Here is a 23,334-nt window from a genome sequence, read left to right as displayed (position 1 = left end):
TTTAAAAGGCAATCTCCTCCTTTCAACGGGAGGAGATTTATGTCTTAGTATCTGTATTCTTTAATTACTTCAACAGCATACTTCACGTTATCAAAAGGAATATCAGGCATAATGCCATGACCGAGATTGAATATGTAACCCTGCTCATCTTTCATGCGGTTAAACAGGCGGTGAATACGCTCTTTGATAACGCTTTTATCGGCATATAAAATATGCGGATCGAGGTTACCTTGCACGGCAATACCTTGTGGTAAACGTTGTTTCATGTCAAGCAAATCAACATTCCAGTCAATCGAAACCACATCAGGTTTAGCTTCGGCCATTAAAGGGGCAAACACCGAGCTTCCTTTACAGAAAGATATTACCGGAATATCTTTACGGTTCAACTTGCTGATGATTTGAGCAATGTAATTATGCGAAAATTCTTTGTAATCATCCCACGCTAAAGCTTGTGCCCAACTGTCAAATATTTGCACGGCATTCACACCAGCTTCAATTTGCAGGTTAAGGTAATCGGCAGTTACTTGTGCAATTTTCGATAGCAACTGATGAGCCAGTTCGGGCTGATTATGCAGCATAAGCTTTGTAAGCTTAAAATCGCGCGATGAGCCGCCCTCAACCAAATAACTCATTACTGTGAATGGTGCTCCGGCAAAACCTATAAGCGGAATACGGCCGTTCAAACGTTGCTGTATCACTTTAATAGCATCGGCTACGTATTGCAGACGGTCTAACACATCAACCTGTAAATTGTCAACATCGGCCTTGGTACGCACCGGGTTAGCAAACTTAGGACCAACTCCCTGGGTAAAGCTTAAATCGCCACCCATAGCCTCGCCGGTAACCAATATATCAGAAAAAAGGATGGCCGCATCAATATCCAGCAAATCAACCGGCAACATAGTTACATCGGCAGCAATTTCGGGCGTTTTGCACATCTCCAAAAACGAATACTTGTTTTTGATTTCCCAATACTGCGGCATAAAACGACCGGCCTGGCGCATCATCCACACCGGCGGACGCTCGGTTGGCTGTGATAATGCGGCTTTAATAAATAATGAATTTTTCATATAAAAATAGCAGGCCTGCTCAGCCTGCTTCATATCAATTTTTACGCATTGCTAATTCGCTTTCAAGCTTATTAATTACCTCACGCATTTTAGCACTTATTTTATCACCTTTTTCTTCGGCAAGCTGCAAATAGGTTTCGGCCTTTTCATAGTTACCTTGCCTTATATTAATATTTACAATATGTACCAAGGCAGCAACATGGTCATTAACCGAGCGTAACGGATATTGAGCCGCCTGCTCGTAATGCTGCTCGGCCGTGGTGTACTCCTGCTTATGCAAGCTAATGCCACCCATCATAAATTCATAAAAACCACGGCGTTTACGGCTTAGCCATTCAGGGTTTTTGATTTGCATCAGCAACTCTTCGGCCTTATGGTAATCTTTAAGGTGAAATTGCTTTGCAGCTAAAATAATAGGTCCTTCTTTAAAATATCCCCATACTAGCAAGGCAACAAAAAGCAGTGCTACGGCAGCCAGCTGATACGTTTGCTTATAGATAAAAAATATCATAAGCAGCGTAAAAGCAATAGCTACAAGAATACGGGCTTTGTTGGTAAACATTAATGATGGTCAGTGAACTTATAGCCTACACCGCGAATGGAATGAAAATAAACCGGGTTTTTTGGATCGGGTTCAAAATACTTGCGGAAGGTTAATATAAAGTTGTCAATAGTACGGGTTGACGGGTAAACGTCGTAGTTCCATACAGTCTCCAATATCTGCTCGCGTGATACTGCCTCATTACGGCGCTCAATCAACAGCTTCAACAGCATGGTTTCCTTTTTAGTTAAAGGCGTAACCGAGCCATCTTCGTTAATTAATTCAAATGAGTTAAAATGGATGGTTTTGTCGCCAATTTTGTAACTGTTAAACTCTTTCAAGTCGTCGCCTTTGAGGCCACGCTTAACCAGGTTGTTAACGCGTAAAATTAGTTCCTCTAAGTTGAAAGGCTTGGTAAGGTAATCATCAGCACCTTTTTTGAGGCCCTGAATTTTATCCTCATTAGTATTTTTAGCCGTTAAGAACATGATAGGCACCTCCGAGTTTTCCAAACGAATGGTTTCGGCCACTACAAAGCCATCAACCTCGGGCATCATCACATCTAAAATAACCAGGTTAAAGCGCTCTTCTTTGAACTTTTGAAGCGCTTTTTTGCCGTTGTTGGCTGTTGTTACTTTATAACCCTCTAACTCGAGGTTTAATTTGATGGCTTCTAAAAGATGTTCTTCATCTTCGGCCAAAAGGATTCTTTTTTTTGTCATTACAGGTTTGTTGAAATGGTTTAACCAAAAATAACTTCAAATACACTGCCCGCCGGACGGTTATCACGTACGTTAATTACCGCCTGGTGTTTATCCAGCACTTGTTTTACAATGTATAAACCCAAACCTGTGCCCTTTGTGTTACGGGTTTCTTCGCTTCCTACACGGTAAAAACGTTCAAAAATACGGCTTTTTTCTTCATCTGCTATACCAATGCCGTGGTCGGCCACTTCAAGGTGTATTCTGCCGCCGCGGGCGTACAGTTTTACATCAACCGTTTCGCAGGGTTTTGAGTATTTAATTGCGTTCTCAATTAAATTGGTAACTACCGATGTTAAGGCAAACTTATCGCCGGTTACTTCAAGCTTTGGCTCAATTTCGGCATTAATCAATTGCTGATGCATATCGCACCGGTTTATTTGTAAACGGTTAATAATACCATCAACTAATACCGAAATATTGAACTGCTGCTTTGGAAAAGTATATGACTGGTTTTCTATCTTGGCGGCCAGCAACATATTTTCCACCATATCATTCAGGCGGTCAACGTCAAGCAAACACTTGCCCACAAAGTCATCAACCTGTTGCTTGGTTAGCGTGCGCTTTTGAATAGTTTCCAAATAAAGTTTTATGGAAGCCAGAGGTGATTTAAGCTCATGCGTAACCGAGAGTAAAAAGTTCTTTTTTTGATGTTGTAAGCGGCGTTCTTTAGTAAGCGATTTATGAAACAGTATAGCCCCACCTGTTATAACCATCACAAACATCGAACCTTCGCCCAGTATCATGCCCGTACGCTCGGGCTGCAGCTTTAAAAGCATATACCCCCACCACACCAGTTCCATAACGGTATAAATGATAAGCGCGTAAAAAATAACAAATGGTCTTTTCATAAATCAGTTCATGGTTGATGATTCATAGTTTACAGCAAAGTTGGCGCTCAAATAACTATGAATCAAGAACATTTATCTATCCAAATATCACCTTTAAGCTATCAAATATAGCTTGTTTTGCTTGGTTAAGTAAATCGGTAGTATGAGCGGCAGATACAAAGCCAACTTCATAACCCGATGGGCCAAAATAAACCCCGCGGTTTAAAAGTTCGAAATGCATTTGCTTAAATTTGCTCATGCTTTGCGGATCAATGTCTTCGGCTTTACGAATGGTTTCTTTAGTATCAAATGCAAACCAGAAGATAGAACCAATGCGCGTAAGGTTAACCGGGTAATTATGCTCGTTTACAAAAGCTGTAATATCGTTCACAAATGCTTCTGTCTTGGCCGACAAGTTTTCATAAAAGCCAGGTTTTAATAACTCGGTTATTTGAGCTATACCTGCTGCCATTGCAACCGGGTTACCCGACAGTGTGCCAGCCTGGTAAACCGGCCCCTCGGGCGATACGTTACTCATAACTTGCGCCGATGCACCGTAAGCACCTACAGGTAAACCACCGCCAATAATTTTACCATAAGTAATAATATCGGGCTGAATTTGATATAAACCTGCCGCGCCAGTAAAGCTCACACGGAATCCGGAAATTACCTCATCAAAAATTAACAAGGTACCGTTAGCGGTACAAATCTCTCGCAGGTATTGTAAAAACTCTTTATGCTGAAGCAGCAAACCGTTGTTAGCCGGTACCGGCTCAATTATTACAGTGGCTATCTGATCTTTAAAATTTTCAAACGCCTGAGCCAATGCTTCTTTATCATTAAGTGCTATTACGATGGTTTCATCGGCAAAAGATTTTGGTACACCTGCTGATGAAGTTTCGCCAAAGGTTACCAATCCTGAACCGGCTTTAACCAGTAAAGAGTCTGTATGACCATGGTAGCAGCCTTCGAACTTTAATATCTTATCGCGCTTGGTGTAGCCACGGGCCAGCCTTATAGCCGACATAACCGCCTCGGTACCCGAGCTTGTAAAACGTATTTTTTCGATGAACGGATTATTGCTCAAAATGAGTTCGGCAAGTTCGTTCTCCAACGCTGTTGGTGCACCAAACGACATACCGTTTTGCATCACCTCAATTACCTTTTCGCGTACGGCAGGGTGGTTATGGCCTAAAATAAGCGGACCCCATGAGCCACAAAAATCTATAAATTGGTTATCGTCAGCATCCCACAGGTAAGCTCCATCACCCTTTTTTATAAATAGAGGGGTACCATACACTGATTTGAACGCTCTTACCGGAGAGTTTACCCCACCCGGGAAATAAGTTTGTGCCTTAGCATATAATGCAGCCGATTTTTCGCGGCTTATTTCTTTTACGTTATCAGACATCCTTTTTATTAGGTTAAGGGTGAAAGGTTAAGGGCGAAAGATGCTTTTTAGGGTTGGAAACCTTTTACCTTTCGCCTTTAACCCTTCACCTTTAAATTACAGCCATTTATTTTCTAAAACTTCCTTAGCGTGGTAAGTTAAAATTGCCGATGCGCCTGCCCTGCGGAAACTCAATAACACTTCGGTGATAGAACGCTGAGCATTAAGCCATCCGTTTTGTACTGCAGCTTTAATCATAGCATATTCGCCGCTTACGTTATAGGCGGCAATTGGCAATTCGGTATTTTCTTTTAGAAGTTGAATTACGTCAAGGTACGGCAAACCGGGTTTAACCATCAAAAAGTCGGCACCTTCGGCCTCATCAAGCTCGGCTTCAATCAAAGCTTCGCGCTGGTTGGCAGGGTTCATCTGGTATGATTTTTTGTCGCCAAACTTAGGCGCTGAGTTCAGTGCATCACGGAACGGGCCGTAAAAGGCGCTGGCATACTTAGCGGTATATGACATGATAGATACGCCGGTAAAGCCATTATCATCAAGCACATTGCGTATATAGCCTACTCTACCGTCCATCATATCTGATGGTGCAATAATATCGGCACCGGCGCGCGCGTGGGCTAAAGCCATTTTACCTAAAACTTCCAGCGTTTCGTCGTTCAGTATCTCGCCGTTTTGAACAATGCCGTCGTGGCCGTCGCTACTGTATGGATCCATAGCAACATCTGTAACCACGCACGCCTCAGGAAATTCTTTTTTAACCGCACTGATAGCACGCAGGTACAAATTACCATCGCGGTGACTTTCGGTAGCGTATTGGTCTTTCAACGCTTCATCAATGTTAGGGAACAAATCAAACGATTTCAATCCTAACTTCATGCAGCTTTCAACTTCACGCAGTAAATTATCAATAGAGTACCGGTAAATGCCCGGCATAGAAGAAACCTCCGTTTTTTGATTTTCGCCCTCTACAATAAACAGCGGGAATATCAAATTTGCCGCACTCACATGTGTTTCCTGCACCATTTGCCGGATCACTTCACTCTTTCTGTTTCTTCTTGGTCGTTGTAGCATAATTTTATAGTTCATAGTTGATAACTCATCGTTCATGGCAGAATTGACCTATCAACAACTTTTATTGTGAACTATGATTCATGAACCATGAATCACAATCCAATTTATAGTCCAAACACCGCTTCGGCCAGTCCAACCTCATCAGGTGAAAATGGCAGGGTGTAGGCTATATTCATTTCCTGTAATTTGTTGCCGGTTGATTTACCTATAGCAATTACGCGTTGGTAATTATCCAACAGGTTGTCGTTAAAGTAAGCTTCAACATTTGATGGACTGGTGAACACCAGTATATCGGCATTGGTCCCTTCGGCGCTTTCTTCAAGTACGGTTTCGTAAACCGGCAGATCAACTATTTTTGTTTCGGGCGACAATGCCTTATGTATGCTCCGCATTGGGTTTTCGGCACCAGGGAACAGTACGTGTAGTCCGTTGGCTAGTTTGGCAAACTCGGCACCTACCTCTGCAGTGTCGCCACTGTCGCCTACGTAATTAGCAAAGTGGCCGTTACGACGCAGCATATCTTCAGATCCGCTACCCATTACGCCAAACTTAACCGGGTGACTAAACTGCGGCTTCAACTGAAAAAAATACTCAACCGCATTTTTGCTGGTAAAGAATACCCAATCAACACCCTGCAAAACGTAAGGGTTCAAAATGGTCATTACCGGCACAGTGCGTATCAATGAGCGGGCTTCAATCTCCACATCATGTTTTTCCAACACTCGGCGGAAATAACTTGATGCTGGAAGCTCTCTTGATATAAATACCTTGTTAGCCAGTTTGCGCTCTTTATCAAACTTGGCTAATATCTTGTCAACCAGTCCCTCAGTGCTTGTAGCGCTTATAAACATACGGTCGGGCAGGTCATTTTCGGTATCGGCTTTAGAGGTAAACACCTGATACTCGCCCTCGTGTTTGCGGCAATAACAGCCCAAAGGCATATGACAACCACCACCAAAACTTTTAAGTACAGTACGTTCAACAGCTAAAGCCTCGGCCACCTCGGGGTGATGCAGCTTTTGTAATACCTCGAACAAATCAGTATTGGTTTCGCGGATTTGGATAGCTAAGGCACCTTGCGCAGGGGCAGGTACAAATTCAGTTGGAGTTAGTTCCTCAACATGAAATTCGCTTAAATCAATTCCTAAACGTACCACCCCGGCTTTGGCCAGCATAATGGCATCATAGCTTTCACTACGCAATTTGCCAATACGGGTAGGCACGTTGCCGCGCAAATCGTCCATTTCTAAATCAGGACGCAGGGCACGCAACTGGGCTTTCCGACGGTTTGATGATGTACCCACCAAACCACCAAACTTAACCGACAGCTTTTGCTTTACATCAACACAATCTTTCAAAATAATCAAATACTCCGACGGATCTTCGCGCTCAGATACTGCAGCGATAATTAAGCCCGGCGGATGCTCGGTAGGCAAATCTTTATGTGAGTGTACAGCAATATCAATAGTGCCGGCCATCAGTTCTTCTTCCAGCTCTTTGGTGAAAAATCCCTTACCCTCCAGCTTATCAAGGCTAAGGTTCAGGATACGGTCGCCCTGGGTTTTAATAATTTTCAGCTGGGCGGTTACGCCAATTTCAGCTAAACTATCTTTAACAAAGTTGGCCTGCCATAAGGCTAATTCGCTACCACGGGTGCCAATAATAACTGTCCTGTCCAAGTGTGTATTTTGATTTGCTAGCAAAAATAAGTTTTACACAGAGTTTTAAGGAATTTTTATGAGAATGTGAGGATTGATTGACGTAGGGGTGTTTATTTCTTAACGATCTTTAATAAACCTGTCATTTCGAACGATAGAGAGAAATCTTATCGAAGCGGTTTTGCTCGCCACCTCGTCGTTGCTTTGAGTTTTGTGCTTCTACTACTGCCAGTGCCTTGTTAGCATTGGGATGTACTTGCCGTAAGCCAGTGGATGTCAATTTTCTTTTATACAAAAGAAAAGTAACCAAAAGAAAACTTGCGGCTACGTTTATTTGCTTCGTTAGGGCTGTGGTTTGACTTGAGTTTGTGCTACCCGCAAAACACTGATGCCGCGGGGAAAGGTGATGTTGGGGCAGAGCTTTTAAAAGGCCATAAATAAAATATAAGCCATCACTAATCCATTAGCGGTAAGGCCTATCTTATGTACCGTCATTTTTTTATATTTTATAATATCATACTGAAAAATCACAAAACCTATTGGCAAAGCAAATAATTCAATAGCAAAAGCTGGTGGAGGTATATGGGAATTGATTCTTGGAATTGTTATCGCAAAATAAACTGCTGCTGTAAAGCATATTGTGTAAAAAGTATAGTAGATAGTTTCCCTTTGTGACATCGCTTAAAAACTAAAGCAACGTATTAATAATTCCGTTATTTGCTTTTACTTAAGGCTGAGTTTACCGCAGCATTCCTGATGCCGCGGGAGAAAGGGTGTGTTGGGGACATTGATTTTGAAAATAGTACTTTTTATCAAATCTTATCACCTATCATCTTTCTTTCGTAACGTTTTCGGTAAATGTAAAGCAACTCTTCTAATTGCTCATGCGATTCAATATAATCAACAATAGAAATTTCCTCCCAACCTTCAGGATGTTTGTAAGTAAAATTATAATCCCCTTCTCCCAAGTGATTAACCTCTTCGTGGCGAATTTGACCCCAACTATAAAATTGAATTTTATCAGTACTTATGCCCTCTTCGTTCAGTATTATATATTTCTTTTTGATATAATTTCTGTACATAAAAAAAGCAATAATTGCAGCTGTTGTAAAAAGCCCTACGGCTACAAAGTAATGCTTATTTAAAATCGCGGAAAACAGTCCTATCAATAAAAAAAGAAGCAAGCTAGTACTTATAATCATGCTTGTTCTTTTTGACTCAACTAAAATGGTTTCATTAGGAATTTTTAAATTATCAATAAAAGATGCTTCGGTTGTTGACAACCTCTTCTCTATTTGCTCCCAATGCTCTCTTTGTTCCGTATCCCATATTTCGGTTTTAGCAGACATCCAGTCCCCTACTCCAATAAACTTATGTTTTTTTGCTAATTCTTTAAGCCTGTGTATATCATTAACATTTGTAAACGCCCATACACGCCACTTCACAATAGCATAACTCCAATATATCCATGATGTTATTGAACCAAGTACAAAGCCTAACAATATATACCATGGCGATAGCTCTGCAACATGAAACAATATTGCAGGCAAACCAATACATATTATAAAAATTATGGAGATAGGAGTAGAGATAATTTTATCTCCCCTGCTAATGGCCTCATATGCCGTAACAGTTTTAAACATAAGGTTTAAATGAGCTTTAAAGATAGAAAAACCTTGCATTAGCTACAACCCGAAGTTTGGGTTAGGGGAAGTAGCGGAAAGCCCACAGTGTAGCATAGCGTAATGAGGACTTGCAGCGAATAGCCCGGGCCAGAGGCAACGCCGAAAAGAAATTTGCTCAATTAGCTTAGCGAGCTGCTTTACTAACTGAACAAGATTTCTCTCTATCGTTCGAAATGACAGATTAGAATACTGAAACCTGTTTAATCAATTCTGCCACTTTCAAAAATTTTTTAAATTCCGGTTCAAACATTTACGCCGCTGCTAATCCATCCCTTTTACTTCTCAGCACCAACATTACCAGCACCGATAGTACCACCATAGATAAGTAGCTTAGCGCTAAATTGTGCCAATCGTTTGCAGGCAGCGCAGCTACCACACTGTAACTTAAAAACGATATGATCACGTAATTGATGCCGCCGGTTAATCCGCTGGCTATGCCTGCATTTTTAGGGAAACGGCTTAAACAAAAGGTAAAAAAGTTATTGAACGTAAACCCGGCCGCCACATGAATAAGGAAAGCGAACAGGATGAGTGTATACAGGTTTGACAAGTGCGGCATTACTACCAGCATGGCAATTACAAAAATTACCTGCACCACAATATTTACCACCATACGGCCAAAAAATGGACGGTTAATGGTAGCCTTGCCAACTAGTCCGCCTACCATCCAGGCAAAGCCCAGCACCAGTGAGCTGTAGCCCGATACAATGGGCGACAAGTGCAATGCATGCTCAATAATAAAAGGGCCTGTCATGTTGTAAACCATTACCATGCCGTAGGCCAGCGCCAGCATTACGATACCCAAAGTGAAGCTGGCTGTTGTTATCATGGAGGCGTAAATACTCGTAATCTTTTTTATTGCAAATTCTGAAAAGTGCTGTAAGGATTCGCCGCTATACAATACCTCTAACACAAAAAGTATCGCCCCAAATAAAGCTAAAAAATAAAAGTTTGACTTCCAGCCGAAAGCAACTTCGAAGTAGCCACCTACAAACGGCGCTACAATTGGCCCGGTAGACCAAATGATAGAGAACATGCTGAGATAGTGCTTCAGCTTATCGCCGGTGAACATATCAATAAAATAAGCTCTTTTAGCTACAATAATGGCTGCTACGGTAAGGCCGTGCACTATGCGCATGGCATATATCAGATAGACGCTTTCGGTACTAGCAATAACCAAACTGGCCAGCACAAACAAAACCAATGATATGAGGCTTATTTTATACCTGCCAAAACTATCAAGCAAACTGCCTATAAACAGCTGACCAAAGCCGTAGCTTATTAAAAAAAGTGTTAAAGTAAACTGAACCTGAATGCTGCTGGCCTTCAACGATGCGGCCATTGAGGGTAGCGATGGTATATAAATATCGGTAGCAAAGCCAGACAATGGCAATAATGCAAAAGCTAGTACGGTTGCAATGCCTTGGTTTTGTTGTTTTATAGGTTTGGGTGTTAATATGGTAGAGAACATGGTAAACGTAATAATGTAAACAGTTAATAAAGCAGCAGCAAGCGTAATAAATAACGCAAAGCGCGGCCGCACTAAAAATCAAATCCGGCTTGTTGCCGGCTATTCCCTGAAAAGGAAGTTAGGGAAAAGGAAAATTACGCTTACAATGCTAAATAAACACTGTTCCGTGAAGCAATAACATGCAGGGCTTTTTGTAAAAGGGAGTCATTGCGAGTAATTACTGTTTTGTATTATGCTTGATCAATTATTGTTGATCATGATTTCTTTAGCCATTACCATGGGAACACTTATGTACTTTTTCTCCATGTAAGCTATTACTTTCTCCAGTACCTGGCGTGATTGTTCGTCCATAGCCTGTACTTCGTCGGCAAAAACGGTATTAAGGGCTTTATGCTTTATTTGCTTAATTGTTTCGGGCACCTGGCGCATAGCCACCTCAATACGGCGTTGTTTTAGCAAAGGCAAAAACTCGTCTATATTTTGGTTAATGATACGCTCGGCATGTACCAATTCCTGGTAGCGCTCCTGTAAATTCTTTTTAGCAATTTCATTCAGCGTGCTTACCTCAATAAAGTTTACCGCAAACTGCTCTAAAACTTCAGGTGCGGTATCGTTAGGCACAGCTAAATCAACAATTGTCTTACGCTCGGTTTCGCCGTTTAGTAACGATTTATAAATTTCGGCAGTAATAATAGGTTGTGTAGCCGATGTACAGGTAATAATAACATCAAAACCTTTGCTATAGGTTTTAAGGGCATCCAAATCGTACGCCTCTCCGTTTAAATCGGCAGCCATTGTTTGTGCATTGGCCAGTGTACGGTTAAATACTGCAAAGTTGCTGTACTTGTGTTTTTGCAGGTATTTTGAGATATTACGGTTAGTTTCGCCTGCACCAATAATCAGTACTCTTGAGTTTGAGCATTGCTTCAACTCTTTTAATTTACGGTAAGCTAATGATACTACCGAAATTGGGTTACGTGAAATATTAGTGTGGGTGTAAACTTCTTTGGCGGTTTTAACTACACAGTTCATTACCATTCGCAGGTAATCGCCGGTAAGTCCGTTTGCGCGGCAGTTTTCATAAGCTTTGCGCAGTTGGGCTAATATCTCTTTTTCGCCAACTACCAAACTTTCAAGCGAGCAGGATGTTCTTAATAAGTGCGTTAACGCCTCCTGATCTTCATAAATTGATGCAGCATCAATAAAGGTATTCATGTAGTAAGGACATAGCCCCATACTTAATGACTGAAGAAAACGCTGTGCAAAATCTCTGTCAACAGGCTGTGAAGTTGCCATTACAAATTCAACCCGGTTACAGGTAGAAAGGTAAAAAAGCTCAGGAATGTTAAATTGCTCCTTTACCTGTTGTAATTTACCGGTAAGGTCTTCCTGACAAAGCACCAGCTTCCCAAGTTCCTTCAGTTCAATTTGCTTGTGCGTAAAAGCTATTACCTTTAAATACTTCAAAGCTTATTTATTAGTACAAAAATTCTGACCCACAAAAGTACTATCTTATATAATGCGCTACTGTCAACACTTTGTCAAACACCGCAATTTAGAATGAGTATAAATTAACAGCAATGACATGATTTAGCCGTGATTACCAACCAATTCCTTATCAAATTTTAATATATATTTACCATACCTTCTTCATCACACACTAATCATCAACTCTTAAATGTTAAAAAAAGTAAGTCTTATTATACTCATAACAGCTTACGTTGCTGCGGGTATAAACCATTTCATAAATCCCGATTTTTACATTGATATTATTCCCGACTATTTACCCCAACCCCAAGCTTTAAATTATATTGCGGGTATTTGCGAGGTTGTATTTGGTTTGATGCTTATATTTAAACAAAGCCGCAATTTAGGCTTAACCTTGCTCATTATTATGCTGGCTGCATTTTTACCAGTGCATATTGCCATGGTACAGCAAGCCCCTATGCGCGTAAACGGTACTACAATAACTTTACTAACGGCGTGGCTTAGGTGTTTTTACAACCGCTATTAATGTTGTGGCTGGCATGGCACCTTGAAACAAAAAAGTAAGTCAAACACTTATTTAGTTACATGATTACTACTGAAAACTATACGCTGCCCGGCTCTAAAGGCCGCATAATGTCAATGGATTTAACCTATGATGAGGCAAACCGCTATGCGCCGCTAGTCATATTTGTACATGGCTTTAAGGGCTTCAAAGATTGGGGAACACACCACCTGGTTGCCAAATATTTTGCCGCGCAAGGTTTCAGGTTTTTAAAATTCAATTTTTCGCATAACGGTACCACGCCTGAACAGCCTACGGACTTTGCCGATTTAATAGCCTTCAGCGAAAACACGTTCAGTATTGAGCTGGAAGACTTGCAATACGTAATTGACTGGGTTTGCAGTGGCTCGGTAATACCTGTAGCACAATCTGTTGCGCTTATAGGGCATAGCATGGGTGGTGGCATAAGTATAATAAAGGCAGCTGAAGATAAACGGGTAAGTCATTTAATTACTATGGCATCTGTTGCATCATTCCGCAACCTTTGGCCACCTATAGCCGAAAGGCAATGGCGGTTGAGTGGCGTAATTCACTTTCCTAATTATCGCACGGGGCAACAAATGCCGGTAAAGTCAACATTGTTAGATGACCTTGACCGCAACCCGGGTCGCCTTAATATACTTGCCAATGCAGCCAACGTTAAGCAGCCCTGGCTACTAATACACGGCACTGCCGATAGCGTGGTTACCTTAAGCCATGCGCATGAACTAAAAGCTATGCAACCCAATGCGCAATTATTAATATTACCTAACGCCGACCATGTTTTTGGTGCAGGTCATCCATATTTGCAGTCGGAGCTGCCAACACACTTACATCAGTTATGTGAAAAGGCAATAGCTTTTTTAAAACAGTAACTGCAATCAAAGACCATATCAACTAAAATGCAACTAAAGGGCGCAAAAAAACAAGGCAAGAAATTCATTAATCCAATACCCACCGACGATGCCGGCCTTGACAAGATGCCTGCTGTATTTTGGGAATACTTAACCACCAGATCTGAAGGTACACCCAAAAAAACATTAGGACCTTTTGTTACCGATGCCTCAACATATAACACACCACCTGAAAGCGGTCTGCGTATAACCTGGGTAGGGCACTCAAGCCTCCTAATTGAAATAGATGGCAAGCGCATATTAACTGACCCCGTTTGGAGTAAGCGTGCATCTTTTATACAATGGGCCGGACCTAAACGCTTTTTTGATGCCCCATTACCACTTGATAAATTGCCGCAATTAGATGCTGTCATTATATCGCATGACCATTATGACCATTTTGATGAGGCAACCATACGCGCACTGGCACCACAAAATATTCCTTTTTATACCTCATTAGGTGTAGGTAGATACTTGAAAAAATGGGGAGTTGCAGCTGAACTAATTACTGAAATGGACTGGGGCGATGTTGCACAAGTGGGTAATGATTGCACAATTACAACAGCTCCAACACGCCACTTTTCGGGCAGGGGTATTACTAACCGTAACCAAACACTTTGGAGTGCCTTTGCTATTAAAGGCCATACACATAATATATTTTTTGGTGCCGACTCGGGTTGGTTTAACGGCTTTGAAGATATTGGAAACGCTTACGGCCCATTTGATTTAACCATACTTGAAATTGGCGCCTACGGCAAAAGCTGGCCCGATATACATATGGGTCCGTTGAGTGCGGTAAATGCACACCTGGCTTTAAAAGGCAAACAAATGATGCCCATACATTGGGGAACATTTAACCTTGCCTTGCATGCCTGGCACGAACCAATTGACATTTTACTTGAACTAGCGGCCAAAGAAAATCTGAACCTATTTGTGCCCGAACCCGGTAAACCAACCGAAGCAACAGGAAGTAATTATAATTCGGGCTGGTGGGAAAAGTACAAATCGTAATGATACGCAGTAAAAAAGCCAATGATTATAATCATTGGCTTTTTTACTTTTAGTTCCTGACGCAAATTTTGCTTTTATTACAGCACATCTTTAATGTGTTTGTAATTGGCCTTTATGGTATCCCATACTTCGCCGGCCTCGCCGTTCAAAATATATTTCGACATTGAAAGAGCCATACCTTTAACCTGAGTAAATTCAATTTTAGGTGGCATAGCTAAAGCGTTTGGATTAGTGATTACATTAAGCAATACAGGCCCGTTGTGAGCAAATGCATCACGTAGTGCCGCTTCTACATCATTCGGGTCATTTACTGTTACACCTTTAATACCCATGGCCTGTGCAAGTAAGGCAAAATCAGGGTTGTGCATTTCGGTTTGCCAATCGGGCAGTCCGGCAACTTCCATCTCCAATTTCACCATACCTAACGACCGATTATTGAAAACTACAATTTTAACAGGTAATTTATATTGCGAAATAGTAGCCAAATCACCTAAAAGCATAGAAAGTCCGCCATCACCAGCTAAGGCAATCACCTGCCTGTCGGGGCATGCCATAGCTGCACCAATGGCCTGTGGCATAGCATTGGCCATTGACCCGTGATTGAATGAACCCAGCATACTGCGCTTTCCTGTTGAGGTTATGTATCTGGCTCCCCAAACGCAGCACATACCGGTATCAACAGTAAATATTGCATTATCGTCAGCAAGCTCATTTATAGTATGCGCTACAAACTCCGGCTGTATAGCTCCGCTCTCTCCCCTATCTTTAACATAGGTAAAGAGATTGTCTTTAACTTTTCCATAAAGCTCAAGCTGATCCTTTAAAAAGCTATCATCTTCCTTTTGAGGAAGTAAAGGCAGTAACGCCTGTAAGGTATGATTAATATTTCCGCATAAACCTAAATCAACCTTTGCCCGCCTGCCAATACGTTCGGGTTTAGCATCTATTTGAATTATCTTGCAGTCGGTAGGCATAAACTGCTCATACGGAAAATCGGTACCTAGTAAAATAACTAAATCAGAATCATGCATACTATGATAAGCCGACGGTAAACCCAGCAAGCCGGTCATGCCAATTTCGTTAGGGTTGTTGTGCTGCACGTACATTTTACCGCGGAACGAATATCCTACCGGTGCATTCAACCGTTGTGATAACTGTATCACCTCAGTATGTGCGTCGGCGCATCCTATTCCGCAAAACAAAGTAATTTTACTGCACTCGCTAATAAGCGAAGCCATTTTTTGCAAGTCATGATCGGCGGGGCGAATAACAGGCTGCGCGTAGTAATTAGCGGTAGAAGACACAATTTCTTCGGCATCCATGGAAGTAAGATCTCCGGGTATGCCTACTACCGAAACACCTTTTTTACTAATGGCGTATTGCACCCCGGCCTGCAGCATACGCGGCAGCTGTTTAGGCGTAACGGCAATTTGATTATAGTGACTGCAATCGTCAAAAAGTTTTATGGTATTAGTTTCCTGAAAATACTCTGTACCAAATTGATGCGATGCACAAGTTGAAGCAAGCGCAATAACAGGCGCTCCTGAACGGTGAGCATCATACAAGCCATTAATCAAATGCACATGGCCCGGTCCGCTGCTTCCAGCACAGCAGGCAATACCATTTAATTCGGCCTCGGCTGCGGCAGCGTACGCGCCAGCCTCTTCATGCCGCACATGCACCCATTCAAGCTTACCATCGCTGCGGCGTACTGCATCATTAATCTCATTAAGGCTATCACCGGTTACTGCATATATTCTTTTGATGCCTGCATTGGCAAGCATATCTACCACTTGTTCTGCTACATTTTTAGCCATAAAATTTAATTTATTGGATAACCGTTTTGCAACACAGTAAGTTTTAAGTTTTGCTGATTGCTTTAGTTTGATGACATCGATATTGCACTTAAAGCAAACCATAACAGGCGGCTCATGTTACTATAGTAACTAAAACATACTACCATGGATAAATTAGAAATAAAGGGTGGCTGGAATGAGTTGAAAGGCAAAATAAAACAAGCCTACGCCGACCTTACAGATGATGATTTAAAACATGAAGAAGGCAAGGACGATGAGTTACTTGGCCGACTTCAACAAAAAACGGGCAAAGGCCGCGATGAATTGGTAAGCTGGATTAAAAGCTTATAATCATAAAAAGAAAAGCCCGGTACTTCTACCGGGCTTTTCTTTTTATAAAGACTTTTCCCTGCCGTTTTTGTAGTACGAGGTCAAAATCAGTAAGCCCAAAAATACAGTTACCGTGAAAGCAACTACAGCTAAAAAAAATTCCGGTAAACTATTTAAATCCATACGGCAATACATTTTTTAGCTAAACCCATCATCCAACTTGAGTAACACTTAATAGACACCCAAACTTTGTTGGTGTTACATGAAAATTAGATGTTTAAACAAGAAGTGTGTAAACGTAACCAAACACATTAGTAAAAGTGATGTTGTAATAGGTGCTTTGACATACTATATGCTGTTGCTTAAATTAAAATATAACCTTAAGTCTATCGCCGTTGCTGCCTTAATGTTTCTACCATTTAGCGGGCAATGCTTTTCAATTTTGGCTCATGAAGCTATTATTGACGCCGAATGGGACAGAACATTGAAACCTGTACTGCTTAAAAGATATCCACAATCAACCCTTGATGAGCTTATAAAAGCGCATTCTTTTGCCTACGGAGGCAGTTTGGTAGCTGATATGGGTTACATGCCTGGCGGTAACAGTTACTTTACTGATTTACTTCACTACGTACGAAGCGGCGACTTTATTATTAATTTACTCAATGAAGCAAGAAGCCTAAACGAATATGCATTTGCACTGGGTGCTATGTCTCACTATATTGCCGATAAGTACGGCCATAGTATGGCAACAAACGTTACTGTACCACAGCTATACCCTGAGTTGAAAGCCAAATTTGGCAATGTGGTTACTTATGATAATGACCACACATCGCACAGCCGTATGGAGTTTGCTTATGACGTGGTTCAAATTGGCAGAAGCAACTATGCATCCGTGGCTTATCATGATTTTATTGGCTTTAACGTAGCCACCGCCCCTCTTGAACGTGCCTTTTTAAAAACATACGGACAAGAACTAAGCGTTATTTTTAAAAATTTCGATTCGAGCATAAACACCATGCGCTGGGGAGTAAAAAACCTTTTCCCGGCGATGACTAAACGCGCATGGAACTCAAAAAAGGGGGACATTGTTAAACATGACAGCCACGCCAGCAAACGCAGCTTTAAATATAAAATGAGCAGGCGCATGTACAATAAAGAATTTACCGGCAAACGCGAAAAGCCTGACATTAAAGCGCGCTTGGTATCATTCCTGGTAAATATATTACCCAAGGTTGGTCCGCTTAAAAATTTAAAATTTGTTTACCCAGGCGTGGAAGGCGAAAAGAGGTTTGAAAAAGTTTTTGATACCATCATTGTTAAATATGCAACGGCTATAAAACAATGGGACGGCAATCAGCTAAAACTTAATGACATTAACCTCGACACCGGTCATGAGCTTAAATTTGGCGAGTACAGCCTTGCCGACAATACTTATTGCGAATTGGTTACCAAGCTTAAACAAAACAAGTTTGCCTGTTTAACACCCGATATTCAGCAGCACATCAACGCTTATTTTGCAGGTGCCGAACTGAAAAAGATGTTTTTGGACAAGCCCGAAAAACAAATGGAAATGCAGGCTGCATTACAGGAATTAAAAAATTGCAAACCCATACCCGGTGCAGTTGAACCTGTGATGGCGCAACGCAAGTAAATTAATAAGCAATTGATTTGTATTTGTTAAGGCGATAACTTTACCGCCATGTATTTAACATTTACCCAATCAACGTTACGCAGCTTTACCCAAAATATATTTAAGGCCATGGGCTGCTCATCTGAGCATGCAACACTGGCTGCAGATGTGCTGCTTAAATCAGACCTGCGTGGTATAGATTCGCATGGCGTGGCACGCTTAAGCGGCTACGTTAGGTTATGGGAAAAGCAACGTATAAATGCAACACCCAACATTAAAATTGTGCATGAAACTGCCACCACCGCAACCGTTGATGGTGATGCCGGCCTGGGTTTAGTAGTAGCCCCTTTTGCAATGAAAGTTGCTATTGAAAAAGCTGAGAAATACGGATCGGGTTGGGTATCTGTAAAAAACTCAAATCATTTTGGTATTGCAGGTTACCATGCATTAATGGCGGTAGAAAAAGATATGATTGGTTTTGCCATGACTAACGCCAGCCCTTTAGTGGCACCAACATTTGCCAATGAACGTATGTTAGGTACCAATCCAATGTGTTATGCTTTTCCGGCAGGCAAATACCCGCCGGTAATTGTTGATATGGCTACATCGGCGGCGGCAAACGGCAAGCTTGAAATAGCCCAGCGCACGGGGAAAAATGTTCCTGAAGGGTGGATTCAGAACGCGGACGGTAAATATACTACTGATCCACATGCATTGAAAACGGGTGGCGCCTTATTACCTTTAGGAAGTGACAGAGAACATGGAAGCCATAAAGGTTTCGGCTTGAGCGCAACTGTTGATATTTTGTCGGGCGTACTTTCGGGTGCTAATTACGGCCCTTGGGTACCTCCGTTTGTAGCATTTATGGAACCTGCAGCTAACGCGCCCGGCGAGGGAATTGGTCACTTTGTAGGAGCAATGCGCGTTGATGGTTTCCGCCCGATTGAAGACTTTAAAACAAACCTCGACAACTGGATTGAACGCTTCAAGGCTTCAGAAACCATCAATAACAACCAAAAAGTTATTATTCCCGGCGAGCCGGAAAGGGAGGCCGAGGCTGAACGCACAACTAATGGCATACCGCTGGTACAAGCCGTAGTTGACGATTTGAACGCAGTTGCCGAAAAATTCGGCATTGAGAAACTTATTGCTGATGACTGATATAAGGTAATGCAAAACGCTTCAACCTTACATAATATAATAAGTTTTAGGCGGTTCAATTACGTTTACCGGTGGTTCACCCACCATCTCCATCAGGGTATTCTCAATACCTTTTGATAGTGTGGTCATTGGGGTATCGGTTGGCCGGTTTTCAAACGGATCCTGCATAAATATGGCCGTTTGCTCAATGGCAATAAACAGTACTGGCACAATAATAGTTAACGAAACTTCAACCAGCTTACTTTGATCTTCCAGGCCAAAAGGAAGCATGGTCATTAATACATAAATAAGGAAGTGTATAAGCACACTGTAAGCACGGGGGAACACCGTATTTTTTATACGCTCACATTTCCCCATTGAGTCACAAAGCTTTACCAGGGTCGAATCAATTTGCACCTGCTTATTAGGGTTTAAGTCGAACTTTTGTGTCGCAGCTACCAAAGCATCAGCATGATGATCAATTATACGATTGGGCTTATTGGCCGCATCCTCCCCTTTTTCATCAAAGTATTTTTTTACCTTTTCGCTGTGTTCACATTTGCGCAACGATTCTGAAAGGGTGAAACACCACACACTTTGCCTGCGGGCAAAATCTTTAGCAACTTCAAGGGCTTCGGGGGTTTGCGGTAAAAACTGCTTTACCTGTCTCACCAAAGTACGACTGTCATTCACAATAGCTCCCCAAACAATGCGGGCTTCCCACCAGCGCTCGTATGATTGTGAAATACGAAAAGCCAGTAAAAGTGATAATACCGTACCGGTAAATGCAGTCACCGCCAGCGGAACTGTTACCTGGCTCAGAATACTGAAATGATCATACGCACCGGCTAATATGGCGTAGCATATAATGGCAATGACATCCCATCTTATACTGCGCAGGAAGTAAACAATTGAAATACGTTTTTTGATAAGCATAGCAACACTCTAAACACCTGAAACTAAAATCAGTTGGCCTTAAAATTAAAAATATATTAGAGACGTTTTCTAACTATTTAAATGATGACTTTAACCAACTAATCATGCATGAAATACATTAAAACAGCGCAACTAGTCTAAATTAACTACTTAACAATGACTAGTTTAGCAAAAACCTATTGGCAATTTATTTTTTTCTTTCCAAGTTAACTGCTAACTACTATATTTGCAGCCCACGACGGGGGGATTAGCTCAGCTGGCTAGAGCGCTTGCATGGCATGCAAGAGGTCATCGGTTCGACTCCGATATTCTCCACTAGAAAAGCCATCTTCATGATGGCTTTTTTTATTTATTCCTTCCAATATTCATTCTACTCCCGAGATCAATTCTCACTTGGGTATAAACGTTTTAACTACTGTTATATTAATTAATATTAAGTTGAAACCTTGGTTGCGGTTTAATGCTTACCTTTGTTTATTTAAAGCAACTCTCTGCATATATGATGAATGGTGAAGCTGTAAAGGCACTGCCTGGCCGATATTGTAATTCGTTAACCGAGTATTCGCGCTTTGTTACCCGTGAGGTTAATATTGGTAATGTACCTATGGGTGGCAACAACCCCATAAGAATACAAAGTATGACCACTACCGATACCATGGACACCATTGGTACTGTAGAACAAACCATACGTATGGTTGATGCCGGCTGCGAGTATGTACGCATTACAGCACCAAGCATAAAAGAGGCACAAAATTTAGCCGAAATAAAAAAGCAACTCCGCGCCCGCGGTTATACTGTGCCCCTGGTTGCCGACATACATTTTACACCTAATGCAGCTGAGGTTGCAGCACGTATTGTTGAAAAGGTGCGTGTTAACCCAGGCAACTATGCCGATAAAAAGAAATTTGACGAGTTAGAATATACTGACCTTGAGTACCAGGGTGAGCTTGACCGTATCTTTCAAAAATTTACGCCACTGGTAAACATTTGTAAAGAATACGGAACCGCCATGCGCATAGGCACCAATCACGGTTCACTTAGCGACCGTATTATGAGCCGCTATGGCGATACGCCACAAGGGATGGTTGAATCGGCCATGGAGTTTATACGCATGTGCGAGGTGCTTAACTTCCATAACCTTTGCATTAGCATGAAAAGCAGTAACCCTCAGGTTATGGTGCAAGCATACCGTTTGCTTGTAAAGACTATGGTAGCTGAGGGTATGAATTATCCGCTTCACCTGGGTGTAACCGAAGCCGGCGACGGTGAGGATGGCAGAATAAAATCGGCAGTAGGTATTGGCACCTTGCTTGAAGATGGTCTGGGTGATACCGTACGCGTTTCATTAACTGAGGAGCCTGAAGCCGAAGCGCCTGTTGCTATTGCGTTGGTGGAGAGATATTCAAATAGAGCTTCAAATAAATACAAGAATGAAGAATCAGGAATAAAGACATTTGAGCAAACTACTCACCACTCACTATCCGCCACTCTTCACAACCCTTACGAATATCAAAAACGCCAAACCTTTGAAGCCAATGCTTTCATTGGTGGGCACATGGTTCCGCGTGTGGTTGTTGACCTGAGTAACCGTAATTTAAAAGATCCATCAGTTCTTAATGATGCGGGTTATATTTATTCTCCAGCACTTGATAAATACAATATGGCCGACCAATCGGTTGATTTTGTTTATCTGGCTAACAATCTCCCATCATTCACTTTTCCGGGTAATTTAAAGCAACTGTACAACTACCCTACCTGGTTAACACTTGCTAACAAGAAAAATTGTCATCCGGTTTTTAACCTGCAAGAGTATGTTGCTGAGGGCGTTGACCAATCATCTGATCTGAATTTTGTTTGCGTTAAACCAAAAGACTTCACCGCAGAACTCTTCGTAGAGTTAGCACAAAATAAAACACTTGTTTTTGTACTTGAGACCGATGCGCTGCACGGTATGGCCGAGCAACGTACATTCTTCTTTAACCTGAATACTGCCGGCATTGATACACCTGTGGTAATCAAACGCAGTTACTCTTCCGGGGCAAGTGAAATATCAAAACCAGCAAACCAAATTAACATCAATGTTGCGGACAGTATGCAGGCAGCACCTGAAGAGGTAACCAAATTACAGCTATATGCAGCAACAGATATGGGTGCTTTACTTGTTGATGGCTTTGGCGATGGTATTTGGATTGATGCACCTGCAATGCCTGCTGCTGTTATTACATCAACCGCATTTGGTATTTTACAGGCCACACGTTCGCGTATTTCTAAAACAGAATATATAAGCTGCCCAAGCTGTGGCCGTACCTTATTTGATTTGCAGGAAACTACGCAAATGATAAGAAGCCGCACAAGCCACCTTAAAGGTCTAAAAATTGGCATCATGGGCTGCATTGTAAACGGTCCGGGCGAAATGGCCGATGCTGACTATGGTTACGTTGGCGCAGGTCCAGGTAAAATAACGTTATACAGGGGTAAAGAAGTAGTAAAGAAAAACGTTAATACCGCAAACGCCCTTGATGAGTTGATAGGCATTATACAGGAAGACGGCAACTGGGTTGAACCTGTAGTAATTTAACTAAAGAAGGGGATCGGCCTCGCGCTAATCCCCTTCACGTTCATTAAAAAACAAAGTCTTTAATTTTTTAGTTTCAACGAGGCAGTGAGCAAATTTTTGTTTTCACGGTAGCCTTGCTGCGTTAAAAGATTATTTAAAAGCTGGTTAAGTGTCTTTTGTATTTTTTTGCGGCTTATATTCAGCTTAGTATTTACTGTTTCTGCATATATTAATTGCGCATTGCTATCGTAAAACTTTACAGTTTGCACTTTGGCATTTGCGTTTTCACTTTCAACTACCCAGGTTGCCTGATTTACGTTGTTAACATCTTGAGCGTTTACGGTTACAAATACTATCAGGCTGAGGCTTAAGGTTATAATTATCTTTTTCATGGCGTCTTATTTTAAATTGTGTTTGATTATGTACCGAAGGTATACAGCCATCCAACCACTTTATAGTAAAGCATATACAAGGTACATTTTTGAATACTAAGCGTAAAGTATAGGCCATTAAT

20 protein-coding genes and 1 tRNA gene are annotated in these 23,334 nt (G+C 41.7%); 8 read left to right on the top strand and 13 right to left on the bottom strand.

Annotated features, from left to right (window positions below; all coding sequences use genetic code 11):
* Positions 1-44: 44 nt before the first annotated feature.
* The 10 genes from hemE to hemA all read right to left on the bottom strand — a co-directional run bounded on the left by hemE (position 45) and on the right by hemA (position 11,962).
* Complete coding sequence (gene hemE / locus QZ407_RS04730; RefSeq protein ID WP_295768102.1) at positions 45-1,070, bottom strand: uroporphyrinogen decarboxylase; 1,026 nt, start codon at positions 1,068-1,070, stop codon at positions 45-47.
* Positions 1,071-1,104: 34 nt separating this feature from the next.
* A complete protein-coding gene (locus QZ407_RS04725) occupies positions 1,105-1,632 on the bottom strand; it encodes a tetratricopeptide repeat protein (RefSeq protein ID WP_295768100.1) in 528 nt (175 codons plus the stop codon).
* The gene (locus QZ407_RS04720; protein ID WP_157539935.1) at positions 1,632-2,333 is read right to left on the bottom strand and encodes a response regulator transcription factor; all 702 of its coding nucleotides are present in this window, start codon (positions 2,331-2,333) and stop codon (positions 1,632-1,634) included. The genes QZ407_RS04725 and QZ407_RS04720 overlap by 1 nt, the downstream gene beginning before the upstream one ends.
* A 20-nt stretch (positions 2,334-2,353) precedes the next feature.
* Entirely contained in the window at positions 2,354-3,223 is an 870-nt protein-coding gene (locus tag QZ407_RS04715; protein WP_295768096.1) for an ATP-binding protein, read from the bottom strand.
* A gap of 76 nt (positions 3,224-3,299) precedes the next feature.
* The gene (gene hemL / locus QZ407_RS04710; RefSeq protein WP_295768094.1) at positions 3,300-4,613 is read right to left on the bottom strand and encodes a glutamate-1-semialdehyde 2,1-aminomutase; all 1,314 of its coding nucleotides are present in this window, start codon (positions 4,611-4,613) and stop codon (positions 3,300-3,302) included.
* Positions 4,614-4,709: 96 nt separating this feature from the next.
* Positions 4,710-5,681, bottom strand: a complete 972-nt coding sequence (gene hemB, locus QZ407_RS04705) for a porphobilinogen synthase (RefSeq protein WP_295768361.1) — start codon at positions 5,679-5,681, stop codon at positions 4,710-4,712.
* Positions 5,682-5,785: 104 nt separating this feature from the next.
* Positions 5,786-7,360, bottom strand: a complete 1,575-nt coding sequence (gene hemC / locus QZ407_RS04700; RefSeq protein WP_295768092.1) for a hydroxymethylbilane synthase — start codon at positions 7,358-7,360, stop codon at positions 5,786-5,788.
* Between the two features lie 791 nt (positions 7,361-8,151).
* Positions 8,152-9,021: a hypothetical protein gene (locus QZ407_RS04695; protein WP_295768090.1), complete on the bottom strand. Its 870-nt coding sequence runs from the start codon at positions 9,019-9,021 to the stop codon at positions 8,152-8,154.
* A gap of 253 nt (positions 9,022-9,274) precedes the next feature.
* Positions 9,275-10,567, bottom strand: a complete 1,293-nt coding sequence (locus QZ407_RS04690) for an MFS transporter (RefSeq protein WP_365334627.1) — start codon at positions 10,565-10,567, stop codon at positions 9,275-9,277.
* A gap of 168 nt (positions 10,568-10,735) precedes the next feature.
* Positions 10,736-11,962: a glutamyl-tRNA reductase gene (hemA, locus tag QZ407_RS04685; protein ID WP_295768088.1), complete on the bottom strand. Its 1,227-nt coding sequence runs from the start codon at positions 11,960-11,962 to the stop codon at positions 10,736-10,738.
* Positions 11,963-12,173: 211 nt separating this feature from the next.
* On the opposite strand from hemA, the gene QZ407_RS04680 reads away from it, so the two are divergent.
* From QZ407_RS04680 to QZ407_RS04670, 3 genes are read left to right on the top strand one after another with little or no spacing between them, the layout of a single operon-like run.
* Positions 12,174-12,509: a MauE/DoxX family redox-associated membrane protein gene (locus tag QZ407_RS04680; protein ID WP_295768085.1), complete on the top strand. Its 336-nt coding sequence runs from the start codon at positions 12,174-12,176 to the stop codon at positions 12,507-12,509.
* A 59-nt stretch (positions 12,510-12,568) separates the two neighbouring features.
* A complete protein-coding gene (locus QZ407_RS04675) occupies positions 12,569-13,399 on the top strand; it encodes an alpha/beta fold hydrolase (protein ID WP_295768083.1) in 831 nt (276 codons plus the stop codon).
* Between the two features lie 27 nt (positions 13,400-13,426).
* Entirely contained in the window at positions 13,427-14,428 is a 1,002-nt protein-coding gene (locus QZ407_RS04670) for an MBL fold metallo-hydrolase (protein ID WP_295768081.1), read from the top strand.
* 77 nt (positions 14,429-14,505) lie between these two features.
* Here QZ407_RS04670 and QZ407_RS04665 read toward each other — a convergent pair whose 3' ends face one another.
* On the bottom strand, positions 14,506-16,245 hold the full coding sequence (locus QZ407_RS04665; RefSeq protein WP_295768079.1) for a thiamine pyrophosphate-dependent enzyme: 1,740 nt from the start codon (positions 16,243-16,245) through the stop codon (positions 14,506-14,508).
* Positions 16,246-16,389: 144 nt separating this feature from the next.
* Here QZ407_RS04665 and QZ407_RS04660 point away from each other — a divergent pair, with 144 nt between their 5' ends.
* The 3 genes from QZ407_RS04660 (at position 16,390) to QZ407_RS04650 (ending at position 19,348) form a co-directional block, all read left to right on the top strand.
* Entirely contained in the window at positions 16,390-16,575 is a 186-nt protein-coding gene (locus QZ407_RS04660) for a CsbD family protein (protein ID WP_157539946.1), read from the top strand.
* A gap of 241 nt (positions 16,576-16,816) precedes the next feature.
* Positions 16,817-18,208 carry a zinc dependent phospholipase C family protein gene (locus QZ407_RS04655; RefSeq protein WP_295768075.1) on the top strand — a complete coding sequence of 464 codons (1,392 nt, stop codon included), beginning with the start codon at positions 16,817-16,819 and terminating at the stop codon, positions 18,206-18,208.
* Between the two features lie 48 nt (positions 18,209-18,256).
* Positions 18,257-19,348: an Ldh family oxidoreductase gene (locus tag QZ407_RS04650; protein WP_295768072.1), complete on the top strand. Its 1,092-nt coding sequence runs from the start codon at positions 18,257-18,259 to the stop codon at positions 19,346-19,348.
* Positions 19,349-19,375: 27 nt separating this feature from the next.
* Here the strand turns inward: QZ407_RS04650 and QZ407_RS04645 are convergent, their stop codons facing one another.
* A complete protein-coding gene (locus tag QZ407_RS04645) occupies positions 19,376-20,263 on the bottom strand; it encodes a bestrophin family ion channel (protein WP_295768069.1) in 888 nt (295 codons plus the stop codon).
* 241 nt (positions 20,264-20,504) lie between these two features.
* On the opposite strand from QZ407_RS04645, the gene QZ407_RS04640 reads away from it, so the two are divergent.
* Positions 20,505-20,578: transfer RNA gene (locus QZ407_RS04640), tRNA-Ala, on the top strand.
* Between the two features lie 187 nt (positions 20,579-20,765).
* Positions 20,766-22,841, top strand: coding sequence for a (E)-4-hydroxy-3-methylbut-2-enyl-diphosphate synthase (gene ispG / locus QZ407_RS04635; RefSeq protein ID WP_295768355.1), 2,076 nt, complete (start codon positions 20,766-20,768; stop codon positions 22,839-22,841).
* Positions 22,842-22,900: 59 nt separating this feature from the next.
* On the opposite strand, the gene QZ407_RS04630 is transcribed toward ispG, so the two are convergent.
* Positions 22,901-23,212 (bottom strand): hypothetical protein, encoded by a 312-nt coding sequence (locus QZ407_RS04630; protein WP_295768066.1) that lies wholly within the window; start codon positions 23,210-23,212, stop codon positions 22,901-22,903.
* Positions 23,213-23,334: the final 122 nt, after the last annotated feature.

Origin of the sequence: uncultured Mucilaginibacter sp. (assembly GCF_913773635.1) — a bacterium.
Taxonomy (GTDB): Bacteria; Bacteroidota; Bacteroidia; order Sphingobacteriales; family Sphingobacteriaceae; genus Mucilaginibacter.
This window is presented reverse-complemented; position numbering and strand designations above follow the sequence as displayed.

Excerpts from the sequence above, each read along its gene's own strand:
- hemE (WP_295768102.1), bottom strand. The coding sequence starts at position 1,070 with ATGAAAAATTCATTATTTATTAAAGCCGCATTATCACAGCCAACCGAG.
- QZ407_RS04725 (WP_295768100.1), bottom strand. The coding sequence starts at position 1,632 with ATGTTTACCAACAAAGCCCGTATTCTTGTAGCTATTGCTTTTACGCTG.
- QZ407_RS04720 (WP_157539935.1), bottom strand. The coding sequence starts at position 2,333 with ATGACAAAAAAAAGAATCCTTTTGGCCGAAGATGAAGAACATCTTTTA.
- QZ407_RS04715 (WP_295768096.1), bottom strand. The coding sequence starts at position 3,223 with ATGAAAAGACCATTTGTTATTTTTTACGCGCTTATCATTTATACCGTT.
- hemL (WP_295768094.1), bottom strand. The coding sequence starts at position 4,613 with ATGTCTGATAACGTAAAAGAAATAAGCCGCGAAAAATCGGCTGCATTA.
- hemB (WP_295768361.1), bottom strand. The coding sequence starts at position 5,681 with ATGCTACAACGACCAAGAAGAAACAGAAAGAGTGAAGTGATCCGGCAA.
- QZ407_RS04695 (WP_295768090.1), bottom strand. The coding sequence starts at position 9,021 with ATGCAAGGTTTTTCTATCTTTAAAGCTCATTTAAACCTTATGTTTAAA.
- QZ407_RS04680 (WP_295768085.1), top strand. The coding sequence starts at position 12,174 with ATGTTAAAAAAAGTAAGTCTTATTATACTCATAACAGCTTACGTTGCT.
- QZ407_RS04675 (WP_295768083.1), top strand. The coding sequence starts at position 12,569 with ATGATTACTACTGAAAACTATACGCTGCCCGGCTCTAAAGGCCGCATA.
- QZ407_RS04670 (WP_295768081.1), top strand. The coding sequence starts at position 13,427 with ATGCAACTAAAGGGCGCAAAAAAACAAGGCAAGAAATTCATTAATCCA.
- QZ407_RS04665 (WP_295768079.1), bottom strand. The coding sequence starts at position 16,245 with ATGGCTAAAAATGTAGCAGAACAAGTGGTAGATATGCTTGCCAATGCA.
- QZ407_RS04660 (WP_157539946.1), top strand. The coding sequence starts at position 16,390 with ATGGATAAATTAGAAATAAAGGGTGGCTGGAATGAGTTGAAAGGCAAA.
- QZ407_RS04655 (WP_295768075.1), top strand. The coding sequence starts at position 16,817 with ATGAAAATTAGATGTTTAAACAAGAAGTGTGTAAACGTAACCAAACAC.
- QZ407_RS04650 (WP_295768072.1), top strand. The coding sequence starts at position 18,257 with ATGTATTTAACATTTACCCAATCAACGTTACGCAGCTTTACCCAAAAT.
- QZ407_RS04645 (WP_295768069.1), bottom strand. The coding sequence starts at position 20,263 with ATGCTTATCAAAAAACGTATTTCAATTGTTTACTTCCTGCGCAGTATA.
- ispG (WP_295768355.1), top strand. The coding sequence starts at position 20,766 with ATGAATGGTGAAGCTGTAAAGGCACTGCCTGGCCGATATTGTAATTCG.
- QZ407_RS04630 (WP_295768066.1), bottom strand. The coding sequence starts at position 23,212 with ATGAAAAAGATAATTATAACCTTAAGCCTCAGCCTGATAGTATTTGTA.